This window comes from Pseudomonas sp. TWP3-2 (genome assembly GCF_049897765.1).
Taxonomy (GTDB): Bacteria; Pseudomonadota; Gammaproteobacteria; order Pseudomonadales; family Pseudomonadaceae; genus Aquipseudomonas.
In genome coordinates, this window is record NZ_JAFCWW010000010.1 from 190,647 (window position 1) to 215,864 (window position 25,218).

Annotated in this window: 25 protein-coding genes and 1 pseudogene; 17 read left to right on the forward strand and 9 right to left on the reverse strand. The window is 59.3% G+C overall.

Features of this window, described 5'->3' with window-relative positions; all coding sequences use genetic code 11:
- The first annotated feature begins 11 nt into the window (after positions 1-11).
- Both ACP7EE_RS17150 and ACP7EE_RS17155 read left to right on the forward strand, forming a co-directional pair.
- Positions 12-1,313 (forward strand): NAD(P)/FAD-dependent oxidoreductase, encoded by a 1,302-nt coding sequence (locus ACP7EE_RS17150; RefSeq protein WP_426235472.1) that lies wholly within the window; start codon positions 12-14, stop codon positions 1,311-1,313.
- Positions 1,314-1,364: 51 nt separating this feature from the next.
- A complete protein-coding gene (locus ACP7EE_RS17155) occupies positions 1,365-2,453 on the forward strand; it encodes a polyamine ABC transporter substrate-binding protein (protein WP_426235474.1) in 1,089 nt (362 codons plus the stop codon).
- Here the strand turns inward: ACP7EE_RS17155 and ACP7EE_RS17160 are convergent, their stop codons facing one another.
- Entirely contained in the window at positions 2,454-4,094 is a 1,641-nt protein-coding gene (locus ACP7EE_RS17160) for a sensor domain-containing diguanylate cyclase (RefSeq protein WP_426235477.1), read from the reverse strand.
- Between the two features lie 179 nt (positions 4,095-4,273).
- Here ACP7EE_RS17160 and ACP7EE_RS17165 point away from each other — a divergent pair, with 179 nt between their 5' ends.
- The gene (locus ACP7EE_RS17165; protein ID WP_426205360.1) at positions 4,274-4,609 is read left to right on the forward strand and encodes a hypothetical protein; all 336 of its coding nucleotides are present in this window, start codon (positions 4,274-4,276) and stop codon (positions 4,607-4,609) included.
- A gap of 82 nt (positions 4,610-4,691) precedes the next feature.
- Here ACP7EE_RS17165 and ACP7EE_RS17170 read toward each other — a convergent pair.
- A pseudogene (locus tag ACP7EE_RS17170) lies at positions 4,692-4,973 on the reverse strand (hypothetical protein); the annotation flags it as partial.
- Between the two features lie 265 nt (positions 4,974-5,238).
- Here ACP7EE_RS17170 and ACP7EE_RS17175 point away from each other — a divergent pair.
- From ACP7EE_RS17175 to ACP7EE_RS17185, 3 genes are all read left to right on the forward strand, one after another.
- Positions 5,239-6,600, forward strand: coding sequence for an MATE family efflux transporter (locus tag ACP7EE_RS17175; protein ID WP_426235479.1), 1,362 nt, complete (start codon positions 5,239-5,241; stop codon positions 6,598-6,600).
- A 92-nt stretch (positions 6,601-6,692) separates the two neighbouring features.
- Entirely contained in the window at positions 6,693-7,250 is a 558-nt protein-coding gene (locus ACP7EE_RS17180; protein ID WP_426235481.1) for a YceI family protein, read from the forward strand.
- A gap of 66 nt (positions 7,251-7,316) precedes the next feature.
- Positions 7,317-8,003, forward strand: coding sequence for a GNAT family N-acetyltransferase (locus tag ACP7EE_RS17185; RefSeq protein WP_426235483.1), 687 nt, complete (start codon positions 7,317-7,319; stop codon positions 8,001-8,003).
- Between the two features lie 94 nt (positions 8,004-8,097).
- Here ACP7EE_RS17185 and ACP7EE_RS17190 read toward each other — a convergent pair whose 3' ends face one another.
- From ACP7EE_RS17190 to ACP7EE_RS17200, 3 genes are all read right to left on the reverse strand, one after another.
- The gene (locus ACP7EE_RS17190) at positions 8,098-8,904 is read right to left on the reverse strand and encodes a C1 family peptidase (protein ID WP_426235485.1); all 807 of its coding nucleotides are present in this window, start codon (positions 8,902-8,904) and stop codon (positions 8,098-8,100) included.
- Positions 8,901-10,418, reverse strand: coding sequence for a hypothetical protein (locus tag ACP7EE_RS17195; protein ID WP_426235487.1), 1,518 nt, complete (start codon positions 10,416-10,418; stop codon positions 8,901-8,903). Before ACP7EE_RS17195 ends, ACP7EE_RS17190 begins: the two co-directional genes overlap by 4 nt.
- 230 nt (positions 10,419-10,648) lie before the next feature.
- Entirely contained in the window at positions 10,649-11,281 is a 633-nt protein-coding gene (locus tag ACP7EE_RS17200; RefSeq protein WP_426235489.1) for a TetR/AcrR family transcriptional regulator, read from the reverse strand.
- Between the two features lie 66 nt (positions 11,282-11,347).
- On the opposite strand from ACP7EE_RS17200, the gene ACP7EE_RS17205 reads away from it, so the two are divergent.
- Positions 11,348-11,929, forward strand: a complete 582-nt coding sequence (locus tag ACP7EE_RS17205; RefSeq protein ID WP_420648922.1) for an NAD(P)H-dependent oxidoreductase — start codon at positions 11,348-11,350, stop codon at positions 11,927-11,929.
- Positions 11,930-11,947: 18 nt separating this feature from the next.
- Here ACP7EE_RS17205 and ACP7EE_RS17210 read toward each other — a convergent pair whose 3' ends face one another.
- The gene (locus ACP7EE_RS17210) at positions 11,948-12,889 is read right to left on the reverse strand and encodes a class I SAM-dependent methyltransferase (protein WP_426235491.1); all 942 of its coding nucleotides are present in this window, start codon (positions 12,887-12,889) and stop codon (positions 11,948-11,950) included.
- Positions 12,890-13,079: 190 nt separating this feature from the next.
- Here ACP7EE_RS17210 and ACP7EE_RS17215 point away from each other — a divergent pair, with 190 nt between their 5' ends.
- Both ACP7EE_RS17215 and ACP7EE_RS17220 read left to right on the forward strand, forming a co-directional pair.
- Positions 13,080-13,496 (forward strand): response regulator, encoded by a 417-nt coding sequence (locus ACP7EE_RS17215; protein WP_426205352.1) that lies wholly within the window; start codon positions 13,080-13,082, stop codon positions 13,494-13,496.
- A 63-nt stretch (positions 13,497-13,559) separates the two neighbouring features.
- Positions 13,560-14,228: an HAD family hydrolase gene (locus ACP7EE_RS17220; RefSeq protein WP_426235493.1), complete on the forward strand. Its 669-nt coding sequence runs from the start codon at positions 13,560-13,562 to the stop codon at positions 14,226-14,228.
- A 13-nt stretch (positions 14,229-14,241) separates the two neighbouring features.
- On the opposite strand, the gene ACP7EE_RS17225 is transcribed toward ACP7EE_RS17220, so the two are convergent.
- A complete protein-coding gene (locus ACP7EE_RS17225; RefSeq protein ID WP_426235495.1) occupies positions 14,242-15,135 on the reverse strand; it encodes a LysR substrate-binding domain-containing protein in 894 nt (297 codons plus the stop codon).
- A gap of 114 nt (positions 15,136-15,249) precedes the next feature.
- Here ACP7EE_RS17225 and ACP7EE_RS17230 point away from each other — a divergent pair, with 114 nt between their 5' ends.
- Genes ACP7EE_RS17230 through ACP7EE_RS17240 form a run of 3 tightly spaced genes read left to right on the forward strand, consistent with a single transcriptional unit; the run spans position 15,250 to position 17,499 of the window.
- A complete protein-coding gene (locus tag ACP7EE_RS17230; protein WP_426235497.1) occupies positions 15,250-16,272 on the forward strand; it encodes an aldo/keto reductase in 1,023 nt (340 codons plus the stop codon).
- On the forward strand, positions 16,269-17,066 hold the full coding sequence (locus ACP7EE_RS17235) for an SDR family NAD(P)-dependent oxidoreductase (RefSeq protein WP_426235499.1): 798 nt from the start codon (positions 16,269-16,271) through the stop codon (positions 17,064-17,066). The genes ACP7EE_RS17230 and ACP7EE_RS17235 overlap by 4 nt, the downstream gene beginning before the upstream one ends.
- Before the next feature lie 22 nt (positions 17,067-17,088).
- Positions 17,089-17,499: an SRPBCC family protein gene (locus ACP7EE_RS17240; protein WP_426205347.1), complete on the forward strand. Its 411-nt coding sequence runs from the start codon at positions 17,089-17,091 to the stop codon at positions 17,497-17,499.
- 120 nt (positions 17,500-17,619) lie between these two features.
- Here the strand turns inward: ACP7EE_RS17240 and ACP7EE_RS17245 are convergent, their stop codons facing one another.
- The gene (locus ACP7EE_RS17245) at positions 17,620-19,014 is read right to left on the reverse strand and encodes a sensor histidine kinase (protein WP_426235501.1); all 1,395 of its coding nucleotides are present in this window, start codon (positions 19,012-19,014) and stop codon (positions 17,620-17,622) included.
- Complete coding sequence (locus ACP7EE_RS17250; RefSeq protein ID WP_420648913.1) at positions 18,992-19,675, reverse strand: response regulator transcription factor; 684 nt, start codon at positions 19,673-19,675, stop codon at positions 18,992-18,994. The genes ACP7EE_RS17245 and ACP7EE_RS17250 overlap by 23 nt, the downstream gene beginning before the upstream one ends.
- Before the next feature lie 299 nt (positions 19,676-19,974).
- Between ACP7EE_RS17250 and ACP7EE_RS17255 the strand changes: the two genes are divergently transcribed.
- The 5 genes from ACP7EE_RS17255 (at position 19,975) to hcnC (ending at position 24,906) form a co-directional block, all read left to right on the forward strand.
- A complete protein-coding gene (locus ACP7EE_RS17255) occupies positions 19,975-20,913 on the forward strand; it encodes a hypothetical protein (protein ID WP_426235503.1) in 939 nt (312 codons plus the stop codon).
- Between the two features lie 237 nt (positions 20,914-21,150).
- Positions 21,151-21,690 carry a hypothetical protein gene (locus ACP7EE_RS17260; RefSeq protein WP_420648911.1) on the forward strand — a complete coding sequence of 180 codons (540 nt, stop codon included), beginning with the start codon at positions 21,151-21,153 and terminating at the stop codon, positions 21,688-21,690.
- Between the two features lie 243 nt (positions 21,691-21,933).
- A complete protein-coding gene (locus ACP7EE_RS17265) occupies positions 21,934-22,248 on the forward strand; it encodes a (2Fe-2S)-binding protein (RefSeq protein ID WP_426205344.1) in 315 nt (104 codons plus the stop codon).
- Complete coding sequence (gene hcnB / locus ACP7EE_RS17270; protein WP_420648909.1) at positions 22,245-23,654, forward strand: cyanide-forming glycine dehydrogenase subunit HcnB; 1,410 nt, start codon at positions 22,245-22,247, stop codon at positions 23,652-23,654. The genes ACP7EE_RS17265 and hcnB overlap by 4 nt, the downstream gene beginning before the upstream one ends.
- Positions 23,647-24,906, forward strand: a complete 1,260-nt coding sequence (gene hcnC / locus ACP7EE_RS17275) for a cyanide-forming glycine dehydrogenase subunit HcnC (protein ID WP_426235505.1) — start codon at positions 23,647-23,649, stop codon at positions 24,904-24,906. The genes hcnB and hcnC overlap by 8 nt, the downstream gene beginning before the upstream one ends.
- Positions 24,907-25,218 lie beyond the last annotated feature (312 nt).

Here is a 25,218-nt window from a genome sequence, read left to right on the forward strand (position 1 = left end):
TGAGGTGTTGCATGGAAAACGTATGTGGCTGGATCGCTCAGACCGGAAACTCTCCGGCACGCGGTCGCCTGAGTGGCGCGCAGAAGGCTGACTGGCTGGTGATTGGCGCCGGCATCACCGGGCTCAGCGCCGCGCATAACCTGGCTGAAATGCACCCTCAGGCGCGCATCGTGGTGGTCGATCGGCAGCGCGCGGCGCAGGGCGCATCGGCGCGCAACTCGGGTTTCGTCGTGGCCCACGAACATCCGGCCGAAAGCGAGCTGATCGACGTGGCCGGGTACGCCGGATTTGAAATCGACACCGGCATTTCCCGCGCAGCGAGCGAAGAAGTGCGCCAGCGTATCGCCCGGCATGCCATCGACTGCGATTTCCGTGACAGCGGTTACTTCTTCGCGGTGAATGATCCGGCCAAACTCAATCAGGTCGGCACCAAACTGGCCACGCTGCGGGCACTTGGCGCCAGCGCAGAATTTCTTGAGGGTGAGCAACTGAGTCGCAAACTCGGGACTGCTCACTATCAAGCGGCGATCTGGTGCGGTAAAGGCAATGCGTTGTTGCAACCGGCCAAGTACGTGCAGGGTTTGCTCAGTGCGCTTCCGGCCAATGTCACCGTGTTCGAAGACACCGATATCACGGGTCTGGAACGCCTGAGCCAGGGACGTCTGCGCGCCAATAGCACCGAAGGCTGCATCGAAGCTCAACGTGTATTGGTCTGCCTCAACGCTTTCATTCCGCGGGTAGGCATCGCCGACAGCGCCACATTTCCCATGGAACTCAGCGCCAGCCTGACGCGCCCGCTCAGTGATGCAGAATTTCAAGCCATCGGCGCTCCAGAGCCCTGGGGCGTGCTCTCGACCCGGCCGCTTGGCGCCACCGTACGGCTGACGCCGGATCGCCGGGTGATGATCCGTAACACCGCCGAATACCGCACGCGCGACCTGTCCAACAGCGACCTCGCCTTGCGCCAGCAACACCATGTGCGTGGCCTGCAACGGCGTTTTCCGTTTCTCGGCGTGCAAGACATTCAGTACACCTGGACCGGTCACTTGAGTGCGACGCGCAGTGGTCAGGCGTATTTCGACCGGGTGGAAGAGGGCGTGTTTGCCGTCGCCGGGTGCAACGGTTCCGGCGTGGCGCGCGGCACTTTGTGGGGGCGGTTGCTGGCGGAACTGGCGTCGGGCGTCGACTCGCCATTGCTGCAACAGGTGATGCAACGCGCCGAACCCGGCTGGCTGCCGCCGCGCCCGTTTTTCGATATCGGTGCCATGCTGCGTATGCGCGTGGAGGCCGTCAGGGCCAGAAGCGAAATCTGACTTTCAGCAATCCAGACAACAACAAAAAACACTCAACCCAGGTGACAGAACATGCGCATCCACACACTCTCGCTGGCGGTCTTGCTCGCTACAGGTTCGACGGCCGCTCTGGCCGACGAAACCGTCAACATCTCCAACTGGAACGGCTACATCGCCGATGACACCCTGGTCAGTTTCACCACGGCCACCGGGATCAAGGCTACTTATGACATCCACGACAGCAATGAAGTGCTCGAATCGAAGTTGATGACCGGCAACACCGGTTACGACGTGGTCAGCCCGTCCAACCACTTCTTGTCGCGGCTGATCAAGGCCGGAGCGATCCAGAAACTCGACAAGTCGCAACTGCCGAACTGGAAAAACCTCGACCCGCTATTGCTGAAAAAACTTGAGGTCAACGACCCCGGCAACCAGTACGGTTATCCGTACATGTGGGGCACGGCGGGCATCGGTTACAACGTCGAGAAGATCAAGGCGATCTTCGGCAACACCGATGTGACCAAGTCGTGGAAGCTGTTTTTCGACGAAGACAACATCAAGAAGTTGAGCCAGTGCGGCGTGGCGATCATCGACAACCCGACCCAGGTGTTGCCGATCACCCTCAACTATCTGGGCCTGCCAGCGCACAGCCATGAACCGGCCGATTACAAAAAAGCTGAACAGGCACTGCTGAAAATCCGTCCGTACGTGCAGTACTTCCATGCGTCGAAGTACATCAGTGATCTGGCCAACGGCAACGTCTGCGCGGTGATCGGCTTCAACGGCGATGTGGTTCAGGCAGCGGCGAGTGCCAAGGAAGCCAAAAACGGAATCGACATCGCCTATTCGATTCCTGACGAAGGCACGACCTTGTGGTTCGACATGGTGGTCATGCCCAAAAGCGCTCCGCATGAAAAGAACGGCTACACCTACATGAACTACCTGCTCGAACCCAAGGTAATCGCCAACATCAGCAACAGCATTCACTACGCCAACCCCAACGCGGCGGCCGATGAATTCGTGACCCCGGCGGTGAAAGAAGATCTGGCGATTTATCCGCCGAAGAGCGTGATGGAGAGGTTGTTCACCGTGGAAGAGCTGCCGGCATCGATTGCCCGGTTGAGCACGCGGCTGTGGACCAAACTGAAAACCAATACCTGATCAAGCGACCTGATTGCGACCCGCGGCTTTCGCTTGATACAGCTGCTGGTCCGCGCGTTTGATCAGCGCGGTCTGGTTGTTGTCGGCAGGGTCGGCCAGGCCCACGCCAATGCTCACCGTCAGATGTCCGACCACAGGAAAAACCGCCCCGGCGACCGCTGCACGAATCTTTTCGGCGACGGTGTCGGGGCTGTCTGGTTTGGCGATTTCCGGCAGCAGAACAGCGAACTCTTCGCCACCGTATCTGGCGACGAAATCGGTGGTGCGGGTAGTCGACTGAATCAATTGCGCCAATTGCTGCAGCACTTCATCACCCACCGCGTGCCCGTGGCTGTCGTTGATCCGCTTGAAGTGGTCGGCATCGATCAACAGCAGTGCGAACGGTCGGCCGGTGCGGCGAAACAGCAGGCTGTATTCGGTAAGCTTTTCGTCGAAGCGCCGGCGGTTGAATACGCCGGTCAGGGCATCGTGGGTCGCCAGTTGCAACAACTCGGCGTTGGCCTGGGTGAGGGCAGCGGTGCGTTGCGCGACAGTCGCTTCCAGCGAAGCATTGGCTTCTTGCAGTTCGCGCTCCTTGCCGAGCAGCGATTGAGTCATGGCATCGATGGATTGGCCGAGCTGCGCAATCTCCCGCACTGGATGCTGCAACTGGAAATGCGCCCCCGGCTGGTTGTTCAGCACCTGTTTGGCCGACCGCGCCAATTGCTCGATCGGGCGGCTTAGATAAAGCGCCAGGTAATAGGCGACCAAGCCGAACACCACCGCAGCCACAACCCCCAGCAGCAATAATTTATAGAGCAGCAATCGCGCCGGTTGCAGCGCGGCCTCCAGTGGCTGACGCACGGCAATCGACCACGACAACGCGGTACTCGACGGCGTGGGTACCGTCACCATGCTGGTCAGAAAACCATTGCCGACGGTCCAGCCCTGCGACTTCGGATCGCTTGCGGGCAGTTGCTCACCGACCAGTGCTTCGGGGTACAAGACTTTGCCGTCGTGATCGATGATCAACGCTTCGATGTCCGCTGCCGCGCCCTTGTGCGAAACCGCCGAATCAACGATTCGCGTTACCCAGCTCCAGTGCGCGTGGGCACCGAGCACACCGATGACCTGACCTTCGGCGTTGTGAATCGGCGCGGCGAAATCGATGAAACGCAGCGGCTCGCCATTGGGTAAGCCCGGCAGTAGTTTGGCCAGGAGAACTGCTTCATGCGGGTCGCCGGTGTATTCGCTGCGCATCCCGGCCTGAAACCATGGTCGCTGCTGCACTGACTGGCCAACCAGCAAACCGTTCACCGCCTGATGCACCTTGCCCTCGGCATCGACCACGCCCATCCACGCATATTCGGCACGCGCCCGAGTGCGCAACTCCATTGAAGTGAGGATCGCCGGATTGTCCAGATTGCCGCGCTCCAGATGCGGCGCGCGGCTGAGCAAGTAGACCTCCAACTGCCGCTCGCGCAACTGCTCGCCCAGCAACACGGCGGCCGAGCGCGCGGTGCTCAACAGCGCATTGCCGCTGGCCTGCTTCATCTGTTCGGTGGCGATGTGGCCGACGTAGAAACCCACGCTCAACAGCGTCAGCAGGGAGAGACCGGCAAACCAGAGTGTCAGGTGGCTACGCAGGCTGGCTTTGATCATGGGCAGGCGGATTCTGTTCTGATTGGCGTGGCCGCATGGTATGCGCAATCGACGGTGCGCGGCCAGTAACGCAATTTCAACAAACGTATCAAGCCGATACCAACGCCCGGACGCGTCCGGTAAAGTGTGCGCCGCCCGAGAGATGGATCCCGGGCGTTTCCTCATGGAGTTTTTTTGCAGTGAAATACCTCAGCAAAGTAGTCGCCACCGCACTGTTCGGTGTGGTTCTGGCAGGTTGCACCGGCACCCCGATGAACACCAAACAATACGACAGCAGCCAGTACACCGTGCTGGGCCACAGCGAAGCCACCGCTACCGGCCTGCTGCTGTTCGGCGTGATCCCGATCCAGCAGAACAGCCGCTTCGTCCGCGCGCAGAACGCTGCGATCAAAGCCAAGGGCGGCGATGCCATGATCAACACCCAAGTCCAGGAAAACTGGTTCTGGGCCTGGGTCCTGACCGGCTACACCACCAAGATTTCCGGTGACGTGGTCAAGCTGAAAACCGTTCAGTAAGCGACGGTTCAGACGCAAAAAAGCCCGGCTGATCAGGCCGGGCTTTTTATTGGGCGTTGCGCTGGGGCGATTTATTCAATCAGGCAACACGACGTTCGATCAGCCGATCCGAGCCACCTTCGGCAACACGGCGTTCGATCAGACGATCCGAGCCGCCTTCAGCCACACGGCGTTCGATCAGACGATCCGAGCCACCTTCAGCCACACGGCGTTCGATCAGACGATCCGAACCACCCTCAGCCACACGACTTTCAATCAACCGGTCAGAGCCGCCTTCAGCGACCGTGGTGCCTGAGTGAGTAGCGGCAAAAGCGTTAAGTGCAAAAACCGAGAAAGCGATGCTGAGGATGATTTGGCGTTTCATGATCGTGTGCTCCGGGGTGTTGTTGGTTGGTATGGAGCCGATCTTACGCCCGGGATTTTTTATGAGAACTTCATTGACGTGATGGTGACTATCGACGCCGGCAATGACAGGCAGAAGCCCTGATTTAGAGGGCTGGCGAGCGAATGCACAGCTCTGCGGTGGCAGGGTGCGCGTCAGAATCCATGAGATGTTCATTGCACCTCGCCTTCAACTCACCGAAGCTATTCTGTATCGCCCTTCAGCAGTCGAGATGGACCTCCAGCCCATGCAAACCCCAACCCCCACCAACCACTCCCTCTGGAAAACCTACCTGCTGTTCCTCGCCCCGATGGTCCTGTCGAACTTTCTGCAATCGATGTCCGGCACGATCAACAGTATCTACATTGGTCAGATGCTCGGGACGCAGGCGTTGGCGGCGGTTTCGGGGATGTTTCCGGTGGTGTTCTTCTTCATCGCGCTGGTGATCGGTCTCGGCGCCGGGGCCGGGGTGTTGATCGGGCAGGCGTGGGGCGCGCGCGAGACGCATATGGTCAAGGCCATTGCGGGGGCAACGCTGTTGCTCGGGGTGTTGATCGGGTTGGTCGCGGCGGTGTTGGGCAGTGTGTTTGCGCGCTCCGCGTTGCAGGGGCTGGGGACGCCGGCGGATGTGCTGGATGATGCGGTGGCCTACGCGCACGTGATGATGTGGATCTTGCCGTCGTTGCTGGTGTTCGTGTTGTTCACGCAATTGCTGCGCGGGGTCAGCGATACGCTTACGCCGCTGCTGGCGCTGGTGGTGTCGACCTGCGTTGGACTGGCGCTGACGCCGGCGCTGATCCGTGGCTGGTTCGGTTTGCCACAGATGGGCATTCAGAGTGCGGCATATGCCGGTTTGGCGGGGAACCTCGCGGCGATGGCGTGGCTGTCGTGGCGTTTGATTCGCACGAGCCATCCGCTGGCGCCGGATCGAGAATTTTTCAGATCACTGCGTCTGGACGGGGCAATTCTCGGCAAGGTATTGCGCATTGGTCTGCCGACCGGGGTGCAGATGATCGTGCTGTCGCTGTCGGAGCTGGTGATTCTGGCGCTGGTCAACCAGCACGGTTCGCAAGCGACCGCCGCGTATGGCGCGGTGACGCAGATCGTCAATTACGTGCAGTTTCCGGCGCTGTCGATTTCGATCACCGCGTCGATCCTCGCCGCTCAGGCGATTGGCGCCGGACGGCTGGAGCGCATGGGGCCGATTCTGCGCACCGGGTTGTGGATCAACGTATGCCTGACGGGTGGTCTGATCGTGCTCGGTTACCTGTTGTCGCACTGGCTGCTGGGCTTGTTCCTCACCGAGGACTCAACGCGGGTGATGGCCGAGCATCTGCTGCACATCATGCTCTGGAGTCTGTTGGTGTTCGGCTTCCAGGCGATCATCGGCGGGATCATGCGCGCCAGTGGCACGGTGTTGGTGCCAATGGCGATTGCGATTGTCTGCGTGGTTGGCGTGCAATTGCCGGCCGCATACTGGCTGGATGGGCACTTTGGATTGCAGGGTGTGTGGATGGCGTTTCCGGTGGCGTATCTGGGCATGCTGGTGTTGCAGACGCTGTATTACAAAGTGGTCTGGCAGCATCAGAAGATCCAGCGCCTGGTTTGACGACCTCTACGCGGGGCTGATTTCGAACTGGCGATACCGGCGGATGTTTGCTTAAGTCAACCGAGGCGCCACTTGCACGCCGGAGAAATCCCATGTCGATCCGATTGTTGCTGGCCGCCGCATGTTGCCTGATCGTCATGCCAGCGGCGCAGGCGGGCGAGTACACCCGCGTCAATGCCACCGCCAGCCAGATCAGTTTCACCTACAACCAGATGGGCTCGCGGATGTACGGCACTTTTGGCAAGTTCGACGCGACCCTCGAATTCGATACCGCCAATCTCGCTAACGCCCGCACCACCCTGCACATCGACCTGACCAGCATCGATGCCGGCAGCGACGACGCCAACACAGAGCTGGTGAAACCGGCGTGGTTCAATACGGCGAAATTCCCGGTGGCGGTCTTCGAATCAACGCGATTCAGCCAGGTCAGCGACAACCGATATCTGATCGTCGGCCAGCTCACCCTCAAAGGCGTCACCCGCGAAGTGCAGGTTCCAGTGGAACTGAAACCGGGTAACGCCATTGGCATTTTTGATGGCGAGCTGGTGCTCAAGCGCGACGAGTTCGGCCTCGGCGCGGGGGAGTGGGCGGACAGCGTGGTGTCCAAGGACATTGCGATCAAGTTCAAGGTTGTCGCGCCGCAGCAGTGAGGCCGCTCGGTCTGGAACGCACAGGCGCGGTATGATGGCCGGGTTTTCCGCCGGAGTCCGTTCGCCATGCCCCGCATCACCCACTACAAATCGCCATGCCCCGAAGGCGTCAACAGCCAGATCTTGCAGATGGTCGTCGATTACCTGACCGACATCAGCGCGGTCGGCCTCGGCCCGAGCAACCTGCTGTACAACGTCTATCAGTACGCGGTCGGCTACGAGGTGCATTTGTATCTGGAGGCGTTGAACGGCGAGAAGGGCATGGACGTGGAATTGCTGGTCGCCACCGACGATGACGACCCGGAACAAGTCATCGGTTTCCTGTTGTACCTGCCGGTGCAGGGCGATTGGGAAGCATGCAATGTGGCCTATCTGGCGGTTCGCGAGGGCCATCGGCATCAAGGCGTGGCGCGCTCGATGATCGCGGAAATGGTCGGGCGTTATCCGCATGCCGAGCTGACCTGCACCGTGGGCAAAGTCCCGTATTTCGAAGCGCTGGGCTTTGAAGTGCTCGGCCAGCGCGCCACACAAGTGCTGATGAACACCCGCTCTTATCGCACTAACGGCTTGAGCGGTTTCATCGACACCACGCCGATTTATCGTTCGCTGGAAGTGCAGCAGATTCACACCTATCTGCTGCAAAAACACGGCAAGCGGGCGATGCTCGATGCCGAGAAACAGCGTGATCGGCATCTGGATCAGGTCACGCGGCGCACCGAAGATTTCGTGCGCCAGCGTCTGATTCTGCACTGAGTCGCGTCGTCGCTGTTGGCAGCATGAAGGGGTTATGACTCGATCCGTGTCGGGAGCACGGATCGAGGCTATATGGAAGCACGACATTCTTGCGTCAGATCAATTCGGGCTCGAAGCTGAAGGCTGCCAACTTGAAAAGGTTGCATTCACCAAATGCAATTCTGGCCAAGCCACCTTCCCCCCAAGAAGTCCCCCAGCTGTTTTTTACGATCCAACTCTCGCTATCAAAGCCGATGACTTCAATTGTGTGCGATTGCCTTTCCCCCCCCGAAGCATGTCGGTAAATACCTCCACCATAAAATTTGTGGAAATCTTCCCAATCTTCCATAGATGCGATGATCGGTCCCTTTTGCAGAGCAGTGCGAGCTGCAATGTCGCCAATAACCGGCGATATATTCTTCAGGCTTACCGCCACTTTTCTTACACTGCACTGTGCCGGCAGGCTTTGAGCGTCGCCGGGCTCGGATAAGGCGAAGTTAGCGTCGGGCACATCGTATTTCATGGCGTAGGTCAAGTCCCACGGACTATCTAAAGACAATTTGGCGATACAGAAGTGGATGTAATGTGCTGACACTGTGAGTTTGACCTGCTCGGTCAATCGCAGCCGATCTTCTATTGTGGACGCGAGAGCAAAACTGGTACAGGCTTGTGTGTCTCCTTGGAACTTGACTGGTTGAATATTGGATGTATCGGGAATGGAAGGAAAAACAACGTCGAAATGTTTGGCGAAAACGTCCGTTGTATCAGCGTCGAGGGTAACTGTGTGAGCATTAAATGTTGCTGGTTCGGCAATGAAGCGAGGAGCTTGTTGTTCCACGACTTTCCAGCTCAGCTGTTTTTCCAGTAACGCTGCTTTCAGTTCGGGATTGTGATTAGCATTCTTGATTTTCGAGGGACTCATTGCGCACCTCCATTCCTAGCAGCATCCAGTGCCTTTTGCGCATTGAGCAATTTTGTTTCGGCTTCCGCCAAGGCCAAGTCGCTTTCCAATGACTTCAGAAGGCTTTCATCCACGGTCGGTTTGGCTCGGGCGTCTTCTAGTTCCTTTTTGGCTTTTGCAGTTTTTGTTTTCAATGTGAGGCTGCGCAGTTCTTCCTCTTTCTCTGCGGTAATCGCCGGTGCCAGCTGTTCCGCAGAGGATTTAAGCGTTTCGGTGACCCCCTCTACTGTCGACCGGAGCTGCGAATACCCAGCAGAATTCAAGGTGCCATCCTGTGCAAAAATGGCTGATGCCTTGTTGGACGCAAAGGCGCGTCCTTCAAACGGCATTACAAACAGTGGACCCAATTGCAGTGACCGCACATCAATAGTATCGATGACAACCGATTGGGGTTGTGCGCATGCTTTTTTTGCACAGATAGTTAATGTTGCATTTACTGGTTCCCTATATGGAACCCCATCCCATCCATGAACGGTAACCACTTCTTCACCAACTCGTTCGGTATCCATTTTGATCGGTTTTGATGAAGGATATGCCGTAGTTTGGGTCGGTGAGAGTTTGAAGTAGACGTCCAGATCATTAATGGTTTTTGTGGCTAGCGGACTCTCGTCTGCGGACAGCCCCCATTTTTTTACAAAAATTATCGGCAGTTTCAGCGCAGTCACTGACTTGAGCTCGTCGGGACTATCCGGCCAAGTCGTAGTCTGCTGGAAACTCACTTTTTTCAAAGCTTGTTCCAAGGCGCGCTTTTCATTTTCGAGATTTAGAGAGCTAGCGCGCAACTGATTCGAAGCTATGGATTTCGCCTTGCTTGTCGCCCGATCAACGCCTGAACCCATGGATGCTACCCGGGCATTCAATCGCGTCAACGCCAGTGTTTTTGTGTCGACATCTTCAATGCTGCGGTCGACGCTTTCCTTGGCGGCATCCACGGCGTAAACATTCTTGGCCATTGCGCTCGTACAGGTGCTTTTAGACGCCCCCCCAGCTATTACAGCGGGGATGATTTTTCCGATTCCTGTGGCTACATTTACGATGGCTTGGCCCAGCTTGTCGTCAGCCGAGGCATTTACTGATTTGATTGCTCGATTGGGGTACCACTCAAAGGAACTCTCCCCGGTTTTGAACCAACCGGTGATTGAGCGTGGGTCGATGTAATAAAGTTTTGGTTCAAGCGCCGTCTTCTGCTCGACAGAAGCGTTGATTTTGATCGTCAAATCATTCGTCGCTGGATCGCATCCGGTCGCCTGCCATTTGACCGTTACATCGTACTGAGTGAAAGAGAGTCGGTACGGCACACCGGTAGGCGTCGAGCCACCAGGGACGAACTCGCGAGTCTCAAGATGAGAGGAGCAAGCAGTTAGAGTGCTGGCGAGGGTGAGAACCACGATGGTTCGGAGGTTACGCATATCGTCACCAATATCTTGAAGCGGAAAATTCCGCGACATCGATTTTTCCTGGACGGTAATACGCAAGAACGTCTGAACTACTTTTGCTGCCGCCTGGAGTCCGTGTTAAGCGTGACGGCTGAACTCGCAAAACATTGAAAGTATGGCTCCATAATGCGAAAGCGCCAGCAGGGCGCGAAGTCAAGCCCAAAAATTTCTGCACCAGAAATCCAAACAGCTGCAAAGCTCTTTGATTGAACGATATTCAGCCGCGCGCAGCATACGCATGGCAAGGCCGGGGTTTCTCTGAAATTGCATCAGTCCTGGGCTGTTACACCGTCGGCAGCGGCTCTTTCGACTAGCGCCACGATGCTCGCAAACAGTTCATCGCGCGCTTCTGCGGCGCTGATTTCGCCGGTGGCCGCTGCGTTGGACAATGCTTCAGCGGCACCGAGCATGGCGCGCAATCCGGCCTGAGCAATCGCGCCGCCAGTTGCGAACGGCGAGAGCACGCTGCGGCATTTTTCGAGGAAAATCGCCTCGTATTCACGCTTGATCTTCTCCAGTTCCGGGGTGCTCGCCAGTGCGGCGATCACGCCCGGAATCTCGTTGCCCTGGGTCAACACGCAATCGACATACGCCGTGGCGATCACCGTCGCCGTGTCCGTCAATGTCGCGCCGCAATCGGCTAGCGCGGTGTCCATCAGCGTGGTCTGGCGCTGGTCGAAATCCTGATACAGCGCGGCGAGCAATCCGGCGCGGGTGCTGAAATGGTCGTAGACCACCGGTTTGGTCACGCCGGCCTTTTCTGCCAGATAGCCGAGGGTCAGGGCGTCGGTGCCTTGTTCACGGATCAGTTGCCAGGCCATGTCGAGCAACTGGCGCTGGCGATCCTCGCGGGACATGCGTCGACGGGGTTGAGCAGCTTCGGGGATTTCAGTGGTTGACATCGCTTATATACCAAACGTAGCTTACTGTTCGTAACTTACCAAGAGTATATAACTGGAGATTTTCCCATGCACGCATTGATTGTCGTCGCCCATCACGATCCGCGTTCGCTGACCCACGCGTTGGCCGGGCAGATTGCCCAGGGCGTTAGCGCTACGCATCACACCTTCGAAATTGCTGATTTGCACAGTGAAGGTTTTGATCCGCGCTTCACAGCGGCGGATCTGGCGGTGCATCACCGAGAATCCCTGCCGCCGTCGGACGTACTGGCCGAGCAGGCAAGAGTCGACCGCGCCGATGCGCTGGTGCTGGTCTATCCGGTTTACTGGTGGGCGATGCCGGCGCTGCTCAAGGGCTGGATCGATCGGGTGTTCAGTAATGGCTGGGCGTTTGATTTTGCCAGCGATGCCAAGCTGGAAAAGAAACTCGGACGCCTGCGGGTGCATCTGGTTGGCATCGGCGGGGCGGATGCCGGGACTTATCAACGCCACGGTTATGGCGCGGCGATGAAGGCGCAGATCGATCACGGCATCTTTGATTATTGCGGGGCGACGGTGGGCAGTTCGACGTTGTTGCTGGAATCCGAGTCGCGCGATTCTGCAGAGCATCTGCAAACGGCGCGCGAACTCGGAACCCGGTTATTCCGCTGACGCTGTGGGGATATCTGATCAGTCGGCGCGTTTGAAGATCAGCGCTTTGAGGCCGCTTTCTGGGTCGATATCCGGGAATTCCGGCGGGTTCTCCAGACGTTTTTCAAAACGCAAACTCGGCGCCTCCTGCGTCACGCCTTCGATCAAGAAGTCCGAGCCCAACGCCGGATCGTTCATGCACGCCAGCACCGTGCCATGCTCGGTGAGCAGTTCCGGCAGACGGCGCAGCACACGCCGGTAATCCTTGGTCAGCAGAAAACTGCCTTTCTGGAACGACGGCGGATCGATGATCACCAGGTCATACGGGCCGCTGTTGATCACCTTGCCCCAGGACTTGAACAGGTCGTGGCCGAGGAATGTCACTTTGCTCAGGTCATGCCCGTTCAAACGGTGATTGTCACGGCCGCGGCTGAGCGCGGCGCGCGACATGTCGAGGTTGACTACATGGCTGGCGCCACCCTCGATCGCCGTCACGGAAAAGCCGCAGGTGTAGGCGAACAGATTGAGCACGCGTTGGCCCGCCGCCTGCTCGCGCACCCAGTCGCGGCCGTAGCGCATGTCGAGAAACAGTCCGGCGTTCTGTTTGCGGCCCAGATCCACGAGATATTTCAGCCCGCCCTCGACGATGGTCAGTTCGTCGATTTCCGCACCGAGCTGCCATTCGGCGGTGCTTTGCGGCAGGTAGCGATGCTGGATCAGCAGAGTGTGGGCGCCGGACTGCTGCCATTGCGTCGATCCAGTGATGTTCATCAGCAAGGCTTTCAGGTCAGCAAGTTGCGCAGGCTCTGGTTCCTTGAACAACGCCACCAGCACCACGCCTTGCAGCCAGTCGACCGTCAGCTGCTCCAGGCCCGCCCAGCAACGCCCGCGGCCGTGGAACAGACGCCGGGTTTCAGCCGGCGGGGAGGTCAGCGCGGTGAGCAGATGGGCGTGCAGGGTGGCGAGAGCTTCAGGGGTCATCAATCGGGATCGGCAAAGCAAAAGGGCGGGCATTTTAACCACAAATGCAGCCGCACGAAGGGCTTACGGTCGGGTGTTATCAAAAAGAGCTGTATCAAAAATGAATTTCTGCAAAGGCCGCCGCTCATACCAGATAAGCAGCGGAACAAGCCGCTACAAAATGTTCATGCAATTCAGGGAGAGTCAGTTCATGAGTCCAATTCCGACGCCGAGCGCGCACCTTCCTGGCGGGTTGATTCTGGTGGTCGAGGATGATCCGTTGATTCTGGAGTTTCTATGCGAAATTCTTCAGGAGGAGGGTTTCACCGTCGAGCCGTATTCAAGTGCTGACGCGGCCTCGATCTATCTGGAAACCCACGCGCCGGAAGTTGCGCTGTTGCTCACCGACATCACCATGCCCGGCAAGCTTAACGGCGCGGATCTGGCGAACCTGGTGGGCGAGCGCTGGCCGGACAAACCGGTGATGGTCATGTCCGGTTATGAAACGCCAGAGACGTCCGGGGTCAAGCGTCCGGTAGCGTTTATCAAAAAGCCTTGGGCGATCGGCCAATTGCTCGATTGCGTGCAGGATGCGTTCAACTCCAAGGAGTCGCACCAACTGCATTGAGGGCCAGCGCAAGTGCTACATTGCCGGGCACATTTTTCCGGCCCCTTGCGAGGATGCAATCCATTGTCCGCTCACGATGCTGTTTTCAACCGCGCGTTTGGCGCGTTCCTGTTCGACATGGACGGTACCGTCCTCAACTCCATCGCGGCCGCCGAGCGCATCTGGTCAGCGTGGGCCGTGCGTCATGGAGTGGATGTGGAAGCGTTTTTGCCGACCATTCACGGTGTGCGGGCGATTGATACGATTCGTCGGTTGAACCTGCCGGGTGTGGATGCAGAGGCGCAAGCGGCGTTTATTACCGAGGCGGAAATTGGCGATGTCGACGGCATTGTCGAGGTTCCGGGTGCTGCGGCATTTCTCCAATCGTTGCCAGCGGATCGCTGGGCGATGGTGACTTCCGCACCACGTGATCTGGCGTTGCGGCGAATGGCCGCCGCCGGGATTCCCGAGCCTGCGGTGATGATCACGGCTGAGGACGTGACGGCCGGAAAGCCTGATCCGGCGGGTTACCGGTTGGCAGCCAAACGACTGGGGCTGGAACCGCAGGATTGCCTGATCTTCGAAGACGCCACGGTCGGAATTCTTGCAGCGGAAGCTGCGGGTGCGCAATTGATGATCATCACCGCTACGCATCACCATCCGATCGAAACCCCACACGCCACCATCGCCAGTTACAACGCGATCACTCTCAATATCGCCAGCGACGGCCTCCTGCATCTGCAACCCATCTGACCCAACGCAATCCCTACAGTGTTGGCGGGGTGTCAGTCAGCACTTTGCGAAATGTCTCCACCAACGGCCGCAAATTCACCCGATGCCAGGCCGCCCACAATGGCGTGGTGAACACCAGCCACGGCACTTCCCGCAGCACCACGCCGGGCGGTGCGTTGTGGCTCAGACCCTTTTGAATCATCGCAATTCCCAGTCCCGAAGCCACCAGTCCGAGCGCAGTAAACGGCTCGGTGGCCTGCATCCGCACATCCGGCGTGAAGCCCGCCCGGATGCACGCACTGACAAACTCGTCGCCCGCGTCCTGGCGCGGCTGCACGCTGATCCATTCCTGACCGGCCAGATCCGTGGGTTCCAGCGAAGCCTGCTGCGCCAGCGGATGCTGCTCCGGCAGCGCCAGCAGCATCGGATCGTCCAGTACTTGAAACCCCAGCAAGTCTGGATCGTCAGCCGTCGGCGGTTCACTCACCAGTGCGATATCGAGACTACGCTGACGCAGGCCCTCGAGTTGCTCGGCGGAACTCAGGTTGTACAGCGCGACATGCACGGCGGGCCGATCCACGCGCAGCACACGCAAAGCATTCGGTAAAACCCCGGCATGCATGGCGTTTTCTATGTAGCCGATGCACAACCCACCTTCCTCGCCACGGCCCAAGCGCTTGCCGAGGGATTCCAGCCGATTGGCGTGGGTCAGCAAGGCGCGGGTTTCAGCGAGGAAAGTCTGGCCGTCGCGGGTCAGGCGGATGCGTTGCTGGCTGCGCTCGAACAGCGTCAGGCCCAGGCGTTCTTCAAGCTGGGCAATCTGCCGACTGAGTGGCGATTGGGAAATGTGCAGGCGCTCGGCGGCGCGACCGACGTGTTCTTCCTCGGCGACGGCGACGAAGTAGCGCAATTGGCGGATATCGATCATGTCAGACCTAAAGGGACTCAAGTGCTGCGGATTATGTCTTGGACGGTCTGGGTCGCGCAATCTACGATCTGCTCAACGGTCAACCACGACCCACTGTACTTGAGGAAAAATTTCATGAGCCTGAAAGACAAACTCCCCGGCCAACTCGGCTTTGGCACCGCGCCACTGGGCAATATGTTTCGCGCCATTCCTGAAGAGGAAGCGCAAGCCACCGTGCACGCCGCTTGGGATGCTGGCGTGCGCTACTTCGACACCGCGCCGTTCTACGGCTCGGGCCTCTCGGAAATCCGCCTCGGCGAAGCGCTGTCGCAATACAAACGCGATGACTTCGTGCTTAGCACCAAGGTCGGCCGCGTCATTCTCGATGAAGTCGAAGACGCTGCGGCCCGTGATCTCGGCGAAAAGAGCGGCGTATTCGAACATGGCCGCCCGAACAAAATCGTCAACGATTACAGCGCCGATGCGACCCTGCGTTCGATTGAAGACAGCCTCAACCGCCTGAAAACCGATCGCCTGGACATCGTCTGGGTCCACGACATCGCGCAAGACTTCTACGGCGATCAATGGCTGGAATACTTCAACCAGGCACGTACCGGCGCGTTCAAAGTCCTCACTCGCCTGCGCGAAGAAGGCGTGATCAAAGGCTGGGGCCTGGGTGTGAACAAAGTCGAGCCGTGCGAACTGACCCTCGATCTGAGCGAAGCGCAACCCGACGGCTTCCTGCTCGCCGGCCGCTACACGCTGCTCGATCACGACCGCGCCTTGCAGCGCCTGATGGATGCGGCGTTGGCGCAGAAGGTTGAAATCGTCGTCGGTGGCCCTTATAGCTCAGGGATCCTGGCCGGTGGCGCGCACTTCGAATACCAGAAGGCCAGTCCTGAAGTCATCGCCAGGGTCGAACAGATCAAACGCATCGCCGCCGCGCATGGCGTGGATGTGAAAGCCGCCGCGCTGCAATTCTCACTGGCTCATCCGGCAGTGGCGGCGGTGATTCCCGGCGCAAGCAAGCCTGGGCGGATTGCTGAAGATGTGGCTGCGTTGTCGGCAGTCATTCCTGCTGGATTCTGGCAGGCGCTGCGTGAAGCGAAATTGATTTCTGAACGTGCGCCACTCCCAATTGATGAGGTGAAAGCATGAAGATCGATCTGAGCGGCAAACTCGCGATTGTCAGCGGCAGCACCGCTGGCATTGGCTTGGGCATCAGCCAGTCATTGGCCGAGGCGGGTGCCACGGTGGTGGTGATTGGCCGCGACTCGGCCAAGGTTGAGCAGGCGCTGGCGAGCATTCGTCAGCACGTGCCGAACGCACAGTTGCGCGGCTTGACGGCCGATCTGGGCACCGCCGAAGGCGCGGAAAAGCTGTTCGCCGCCGAGCCAAAAGCCGACATCCTCGTGAACAATCTCGGGATCTACAACGCCGTGGATTTTTTCGATGCGCCAGATGAGGAGTGGACGCGCTTCTATGAGGTCAACGTGATCTCCGGCGTGCGCCTGTCGCGGCATTACGTGCCGGCGATGGTTGAGAAGGGCTGGGGCCGAGTGATCTTCCTTTCTTCAGAATCCGGGGTGGCAACGCCGGCCGACATGATCAACTACGGCGTTACCAAAAGCGCCAATCTGGCGGTGTCGCATGGTCTGGCCAAACGTCTGGCTGGCACTTGTGTAACCGTCAATGCGATCCTGCCCGGGCCGACCTTCACCGACGGTGTCGAGGAAATGCTCAAGGACGCCGCCGCCGAATCCGGCCGCAGCCTGCGCGAAGAAGCTGACGCGTTTGTACGTCGGGCCCGCCCGACCTCGATCATTCAGCGCGTGGCCAACGTCGAAGAAGTTGCGCACCTGGTCACCTATATCGCTTCGCCGTTGTCATCGGCCACCACCGGCGCCGCTTTGCGGGTCGATGGCGGTGTGGTCGACAGCATGACAATCTGAATTCCTGTTGAGAGAGATTTTTATGGCAACTGCATCAGCAACAATCGACATCCCGGCCTCGGCCGATCAGGTCTGGCAATTGATTGGTGGCTTCAACACGCTGCCGGACTGGCTGCCGTTCATTCCCAAGAGTGAGCTGAGCGAAGGCGGGCGCGTGCGCAGCCTGCAAACGGCGGACGGCGCGGTGGTGATCGAGCGTCTGCAGACGTTTGATAACGCCGGCAAGACTTACAGCTATTCGATTGAGCAGGCACCGTTCCCGGCGACTGATTATCTGGCGACGATTCGCGTTGAAGCCCAAGGGCAGGGCGCGCGGGTAACGTGGTCGGGACGTTTCAACGCCAAGGGTGTGAGCGACGAGGAAGTGGTGGCGCTGTTTGGCGGCATCTACCAGGGCGGCCTCGAAGCGCTGCGCGCCAATTATCCATCCTGAGATTCACGCATAACCTGTGGGAGCGGGCTTGCCCGCGATAGCGGTGTGTCAGTCAACACTGTTTCGACTGAACTGCCGCCATCGCGGGCAAGCCCGCTCCCACAGGTTTTTTGGGTGCTTTCAAGATTGTGCGATCAAGCTCTGCCGGCAATCGAGCACCAACCGCGCTCCACCCAGGTCACTGTTGCCCAGCTCAAGTTTGAAGCCATGCAGGCTGACAATCGCCGCGACAATCGACAGTCCCAAACCAAAGCCGCTCTGCGGTTGCCCACCCTCGGCGCGATAAAACCGTTGAAACACCGCCTCGCGTTCGGCCTCGGGGATGCCCGGCCCGGAATCCAGCACTTCAATGCGCGTCTGCCCAGCGTCATTCACGCCACGCAAAATCACTGCGCCGCCAACCGGGGTGAACTTGATCGAATTGCTCAGCAGATTGGCCAGGGCTTCAAACAGCAGCGCGCGGTCGCCATGAATCAGCGGCAACGATTCGGGCATGGCCAGTTGGAAAGTCAACTCGCCTTCCTCGGCCAGCGGCAGATAGAAGTCGTGCAACTCCTCCAGCAACAACACCGGATCCAGCTCGACAAAGCCTGAACGGCGCTGACGATCCTCTAGTTCGGAAATCCGCAGCAACCCGCGAAAGCGCGCCATCAGCGTATCGGCCTCGGCCAGTACCAGATCCAGTTGCGCGCCTTCCTGCGAACCTTCGCCCGCCTGCTGTTGCATGCGATACAACTGCGCGCGCAATCGGGTCAGCGGCGTGCGCAAATCGTGGGCGATGTTGTCGCACACGCCTTTGACTTCATTCATCAAATGTTCGATGCGATCGAGCATGGCGTTGACGATGGCGGCGAGCATGTCCAGTTCGTCGCGGCGATTCGAGAGCGGCAACCGATGGGTCAAGTCACCGGCAACAATCGACTGTGCGCTGGCCTGAATCGCCCGAATTCGCCGCAGCGGTCGGCGCCGCAGCAAATGCCAGCCAACGATCCCCGGCACAATCGTCAGCGACACGCCCCAGAACAACGCATGCAGAATGATCCGCGTCACTGCGAACAGCGAACCGTTGTCGCGCAGCAGCACCAGCCAGCGACCATCGCGAGTCTGGGTCGCAACCGCATCACAGCTGTCGTTGGGCAGGGTCGGATCATCGGAGTTGGCGCAGTCGGCGAGCATGTGGATCTTGCCGTCCAGCGGCAACCCATCGGGGATTTGCTGCAACGCGCCACCGAGGTAGCGTTGTTGCGCATCGAACAGGCCGTAGGCGTCGATTCCGCGAATGTCGAAGGTCATGCTTGCGGCCAAGGCGTCTTCCAGTTGCTCGCCGCGAAAGTGCGAAAACAGGTGCTGGCGTTGCATCAGCGAATGCTTGGCGAGGTTGTCGAGGTAGCCGGAGACCTCGTAATACATGACCCCCATGAGGATCGCGCTCCACGCCACGAACAACGAACTGTACAGCGCCAGCAGTCGGCTGCTGGAGGAACGCCAACCGTCAGACGGGTTCGGCAATGACATAACCCGAGCCTCGCACGGTGCGGATCAGCGGGACATTGCCCGGCGGGTCGATCTTCTTGCGCAGACGGCCGATGTGCACGTCGATCAGGTTGGTGCCGGGGTCGAAGTGATAGCCCCAGACTTCCTCGAAAATCATCATGCGCGAGAGGATCTGACCGCAGTTGCGCATGAGGAATTCAAGCAGCTTGTACTCGGTCGGCAACAGCGTCAGAACCTGCTCGGCGCGGCGTGCTTCGTGGCTGATCAGATCCAGCTCCAGGTCGGCCACACGCAACGTCGTCGGCTGGGTGCCACCGCTGCTCTGGCGCCGTAGCAATACTTCGACGCGGGCGGCCATTTCGTCGGTGGCGAACGGTTTGGTCAGGTAATCGTCGCCGCCGGCGCGCAGGCCGCGCACGCGCTCATCGACGTCGGAGAGGGCACTGATCATCAAAATCGGCGTCGACACGCCCATGGTGCGCAGGGTGGTGACGATGGCCAGACCGTCCAGCTCGGGGAGCATGCGGTCGAGGGTGATCAAGTCGTAATTGCCGCTGACGGCGCGGTCGAGGCCTTCGCGGCCATTGTCGACCCAATCCACGTCGAGGCCGTGGCTGCTCAGTTCGGCAACGATTTCCCGGGCGGTCACGGCGTCGTCTTCGATGGTCAGGATGCGAGTCATGAGGGGCCTGCTGATCTGGTTAAACGCAATGGCAGCATTTTGCCAAGATTTTAGCGTCCCGCTTTAAATTAACTTTCATGTTGTGGCTGATGCACAGTCAGATCGCCGAGGCTTTTGCGCCAGTGCAGAAAGCACGCTGTTTTCGATCATTTATTGCAATTTGCAAGGTTCAGGGAAGTTCAGTCTTTGTAATCATCTGAAAAATAACGATTTATTTTATTTGTGCGGCTGGCACGGTCGCTGCAATTCCTCTCTCGACGAGTTGTAACACCATTTTTCATGCCTGGAGCAGAACAACAATGAATAGATCCTCTGATGGGTTTTATCCTGCCTTTGAAGGAGATTCGAGCAACGTCTCAGGTGTGTCCTGGGGCGCGATCTTCGCTGGCGCGGCTGCGGCTGCGGCATTGTCGTTGATCCTGGTGCTGCTCGGTTTCGGTCTGGGCTTCTCGGCTGTTTCACCGTGGGCCGGAGAGGGCGTCAGCGCCAAGGGCCTGGGTATTTCGACAATCGTCTGGCTGGCTGCGACGCAAATCATCGCTTCCGGTCTGGGTGGTTATATCGCCGGTCGCCTGCGGGTCAAGTGGGCGAACATGCACGGTGACGAGGTGTATTTCCGCGACACCGCGCATGGCTTCCTGGCCTGGTGCGTAGCGACTCTGGTCACCGCGATTCTGGTGGTCGGCTCGGTCAGTAGCGTCATCAGTGGTGGCGTGCAGGCCGGTGCCAGTGTGGCCGGCGGTGCAGCCAGTGCCGTAACGCAAGCGGCTGGTACAGCAGCGGCCAATACCGATAGCAATCAGTACGGCTACTTCATTGACAGCCTGTTCCGCGATGATCGTCCGGTTGCTGTCAGCGACGATGCTGCGCATGGCGCTGTTGCCCGCATCTTCGCGCAAAGTCTGGCCAACGGTCAGCTCAGCGCCGAAGACCGTACCTACCTCGCGCAATTGGTGGCCCAGCGTACCAACCTGACTCAGGCCGATGCCGAACGTCGGGTTGATGAAGTCTACGCTCGCACTCAGAAAGCCATTGCCGATGCCAAAGTCAAAGCGCAACAGGTGGCTGATGCTGCTGCAAAAATCGCTGCCCTGACTGCGCTGTGGATGTTCGTCGCGCTGCTGGCCGGTGCGTTCTTCGCCAGTTTCGCCGCTACTTTCGGCGGTCGCCGCCGGGATGCAGTCGAGTACGTCGAAGTCGAAACCTACACCACGACCACCATTCCTCCGGTTCGTTAATCAGATCTCTTGATCAAGGAGTACCTCCATGCGTTCACTACTGCTGTTTTTCCTTGGCATCCCGATCCCGATCATCATCCTGATCGCTCTGTTCACGTAATTGATTGATTGAGGCATCTGCCTCGGCCGCTTTCACCTTCGGGTGAAAGCGGCTTTTTGCTTTCTGCAGGACGAGCAGGGACAATCTCGCGGCGGAAGGGGATTGGCCGCTTCTGTCTGTTTTTAAGGATGAGCACGTTGGACAAGAAGGAAATCAAACGGCAACTGGTCGAGATGCTCGATGCCGGACGCTCCAAAACCGAAACGTTCAAGGCGTTGTCGGGTGGCAAGGTCAAGGATCGGGTTCTCGCCGCATGGATTGGCGCTCGCCCGGATCCGGCGCTTAGAGAGCGGCACTCGCTAAAGGTCACCATTCTGGTAGTGCTGACCTGCCTTCAGGCACTGCTTGGCGCGTTTGCAGGGTTTTTCCTGTTTTACGAAGTCAGTCTGGGAGTCGCCCTGGCGGTCACGCTGATGGTGGGGGGCATTCCGCTGCTGTTCGCTTGGGGCTTCTACAAAAATATCGCCGCGTTCTACACCGTGTTCGTGTTGCTGACGATCAGTCAGATGCCGCGCATGTTCAAAGGCTACGCCGAGGAGCCGGTGTCGACTCTGATTATCGTCGCCATCACTCTGGCGCTGGTGTTTTACACCGCTTGGGTCAAAACCCTGCTGTTCCCGGACCTCGGCTTCATCGGTGCGAAAAAGATCAAAGGGCAGTTCGTGTTCTCCAACTGACCGACGGAAATGCCCCCAGCGGTTTCACTGGCCTGGATCAATATTTCACCGCGCAATATCCCCTACCGTGAAATAACCCGGCCCTTGCCGCTGGATCGACTACATTGCTTGCGCGCGCACCTTGTGCCGCTGACGGAGTAACCCTGCCGGCCCGATAGAGAGATAACCCCCACGAGCCGGTCAGGTGTAGTGCAGCAAGGAGCTGTCGCAAACTCACTGAACATTTCACGGAAGATCAACGCAATGCACTGCCAAGAAAGAACCTTCGATATCCAGCCTTTGGCGCAGGCGGACATGACCGTCCACGTCAACGGCCAACCGGTCAGCGCCGCCATCGGCGAAACCGTCCTCAGCGTCATTCAAGCCCTCGGCGTGCGCCAGGTTGCACGCAATGATCACGATCAGATCAGCGGTGCCTATTGCGGCATGGGCGTGTGCCAATGCTGTCTGGTGAAAATCAACGGCCGCCACAAACGCCGCGCCTGCCAGACCGTGGTGCGCGACGGCATGCTGATTGAAACCCAGGTCAACCGCATCCACGGGCAGGAGGTCGTATGAGCCTGCAACCGGTGATCGTCGGCGGTGGTCCGGCGGGAATGGCGGCGGCCATTGAACTGGCGCGCCACGGCGTGCGCTCGACCCTGCTCGAAGAAGCCTCGCGCCTCGGCGGCGTGGTTTATCGCGGGCCGCTGCGCGATGGCGTGCAGCTTGACTACTTGGGGCCGCGCTACTCCGAAGCGCTGAGCAAACTGCATGGCGAATTTCAGGAACAGGCCGGGCTGATCGACGTGCGCCTGAATCACCGGGTGGTCGGCGCTGAGGGCACGCGTTCGCTGGTGGTGCTGGATGGCGATGAGCATCTGCACGAGATCGAGTATCCGCAGTTGCTGCTCGCCGCCGGTTGCCACGAACGCAGCGTGCCGTTTCCCGGCTGGACCCTGCCGGGAGTGATCATGCTGGGCGGTCTGCAATTGCAGATCAAAAGCGGCGTGGTCAAACCGCAAGGCCCGGTGGTGATCGCCGGCACCGGGCCGTTGTTGCCGCTGGTGGCGACGCAGCTGCACGCGTCCGGGGTCAAAGTGGCCGGGGTGTATGAGGCCTGCGCCTTCGGCAAGATCGCCCGCGAGAGCCTGGCACTGTTGAACAAACCGCAACTGTTCCTCGATGGCTTAAGCATGCTCGCCTACCTGAAATTGCACGGCATCCCGATGAATTACGGCTGGGGCGTGGTTGAAGCGCACGGTGAAGGCGAACTCAAGAGCGTCAGCGTGGCGCCGTATTCGGCGACATGGGAGGCCGACATGAGCCGCGTCGAGCGCTTCGAAGCGCAGACCCTGGCGGTCGGCTACGGCTTCATTCCGCGCACTCAACTCAGTCAGCAGATGGGGCTGGATCACGGCTTCAGCGATGACGGTTATCTGCGCGCCAACGCCAATGAATGGCAGCAAAGCAACGAGGCGCACGTGCATCTGGCCGGTGACATGGGCGGGATTCGCGGCGGCGAAGCAGCGATGCTCGCCGGCAAGATCGCCGCGACCTCGATCCTGCTGCAACGCGGTGTGCTCGAAGAAGACCTGGCGCGAGTTCGTCGTGACCGTTATCTGGGCAAGCTCAAAGCCATCGTGCGCTTCCGTGCGGCGGTTGATCGCTACACCGAACGCGGTGTCGGCCAAACCGCGTTGCCGGCCGCCGACACAGTCATCTGCCGCTGCGAACACGCAACCCGCGCCGATATCGATCTGGCGCTGGAGCAAGGCGTGCAAGACATCGCCAGCCTGAAAATGCGCACCCGCGTGAGCATGGGCGACTGTCAGGGACGGATGTGCGTCGGCTATTGCAGCGACCGCTTGCGTCAGGCTACAGGTCGCCAGGATGTCGGCTGGCTGCGCCCGCGTTTCCCGATTGATCCGATTCCTTTTTCCGCATTCCAGTCCCTCGGCACGGAGGCCGTTTCCCATGAGTAAGTTCTATGACGTGGTCATCGCTGGCGGCGGTGTGATCGGCGCGTCCATCGCCTATCAATTGTCCAAGCGCAAAAACCTCAAAGTCGCGCTGATCGACGCCAAGCGTCCGGGCAATGCGACCCGCGCTTCGGCCGGTGGCTTGTGGGCGATTGGCGAGTCGGTGGGGCTGGGCTGCGGGGTGATTTTCTTCCGCATGATGTCGGCCAACCGCAAGCGCGAAACCCAGGGTGCGGCGGTGGCGGTGGATTCGAGTACGCCGCACATCCTGCCGGATTCGTTCTTCGATTTTGCCTTGCAGTCCAACGCGCTGTACCCGGCGCTGCACCGCGAGCTGAAAGACAATCACGGCATGGATTTCAAGTTCGAGAAGACCGGGCTGAAGTTCGTGATTTATGACGACGAGGATCGCGCCTACGCCGAACACATCGTCGGCTGCATTCCGCACCTGGCGGATCAGGTGCGCTGGCTCGATCAGGCGGCACTGCGCGAATCCGAACCGAGCGTCAGCCACGAAGCGCGCGGGGCGCTGGAATTTCTCTGCGACCATCAGGTCAGCCCGTTCCGTCTCTCCGATGCCTACACCGAAGGCGCGCGCCAGAACGGCGTCGACATGTACGTCAACACCAACATCACCGGCGTGTTGCACCACGGCACGCGCGTGACCGGCGTGCAAACGGCTGAGGCCGGCGTATTCCACTGTAAAACCCTGATCAACGCTGCCGGTGCCTGGGCTGCAGATTTGAGCGAGTGGGCCACCGGCATTCGCATCCCGGTGAAACCGGTCAAGGGTCAGATTCTGCTCACCGAACGCCTGCCGAAAATTCTCAATGGCTGCCTGACCACCAGCGATTGCTACATGGCGCAAAAGGACAACGGCGAGATCCTGATTGGCAGCACCACCGAAGACAAAGGCTTCGACGTCACCACCACCTGGCCGGAAATCGCCGGGCTGGTGCAGGGCGCGGTGCGTTGCCTGCCGGAACTGGCTGACATCAACCTCAAGCGTACGTGGGCGGGGCTGCGTCCGGGTTCGCCGGATGAGCTACCGATTCTTGGGCCGATGCGGGGGGTGGAAGGCTATTTGAATGCTTGCGGGCATTTCCGCACGGGGATTCTGACGTCGGCGATTACCGGGGTGTTGCTGGACAAACTGGTCAACGATGAACCGTTGCCGCTGGATATCACACCGTTTCTGGCGGATCGCTTCGAAGTGGCACCGGTCGCGGCAGAACGGGAGCTGGAAATGGCCTGACCCCTTTGGGAGATTCTAGGTTTGGGGGGAAGCCCCCAAACCTGTTTTTGACTGAGTACATATCCGTTGTTGCGGTAACGGCTTCCTGGGGTTCCGCCCTTACGGCGGGTCACCTTTTCCAGACGCCGAAAAGGTAACCCAAAAGGCTTTACCCTGACGTTCGGCCCTCGCTGGGGCTCGGGTTCCTTCGCTCCGGGATTGATCCGGGGGCATCGCCTCCGGTTTGCTGCGCTGCACCTCCTCTCGATGTGTTTGGCTGCGCCAAACGGTCGCTGCGCTCCCACCCCCTGATCAATCCCTCCACTCAGCCTG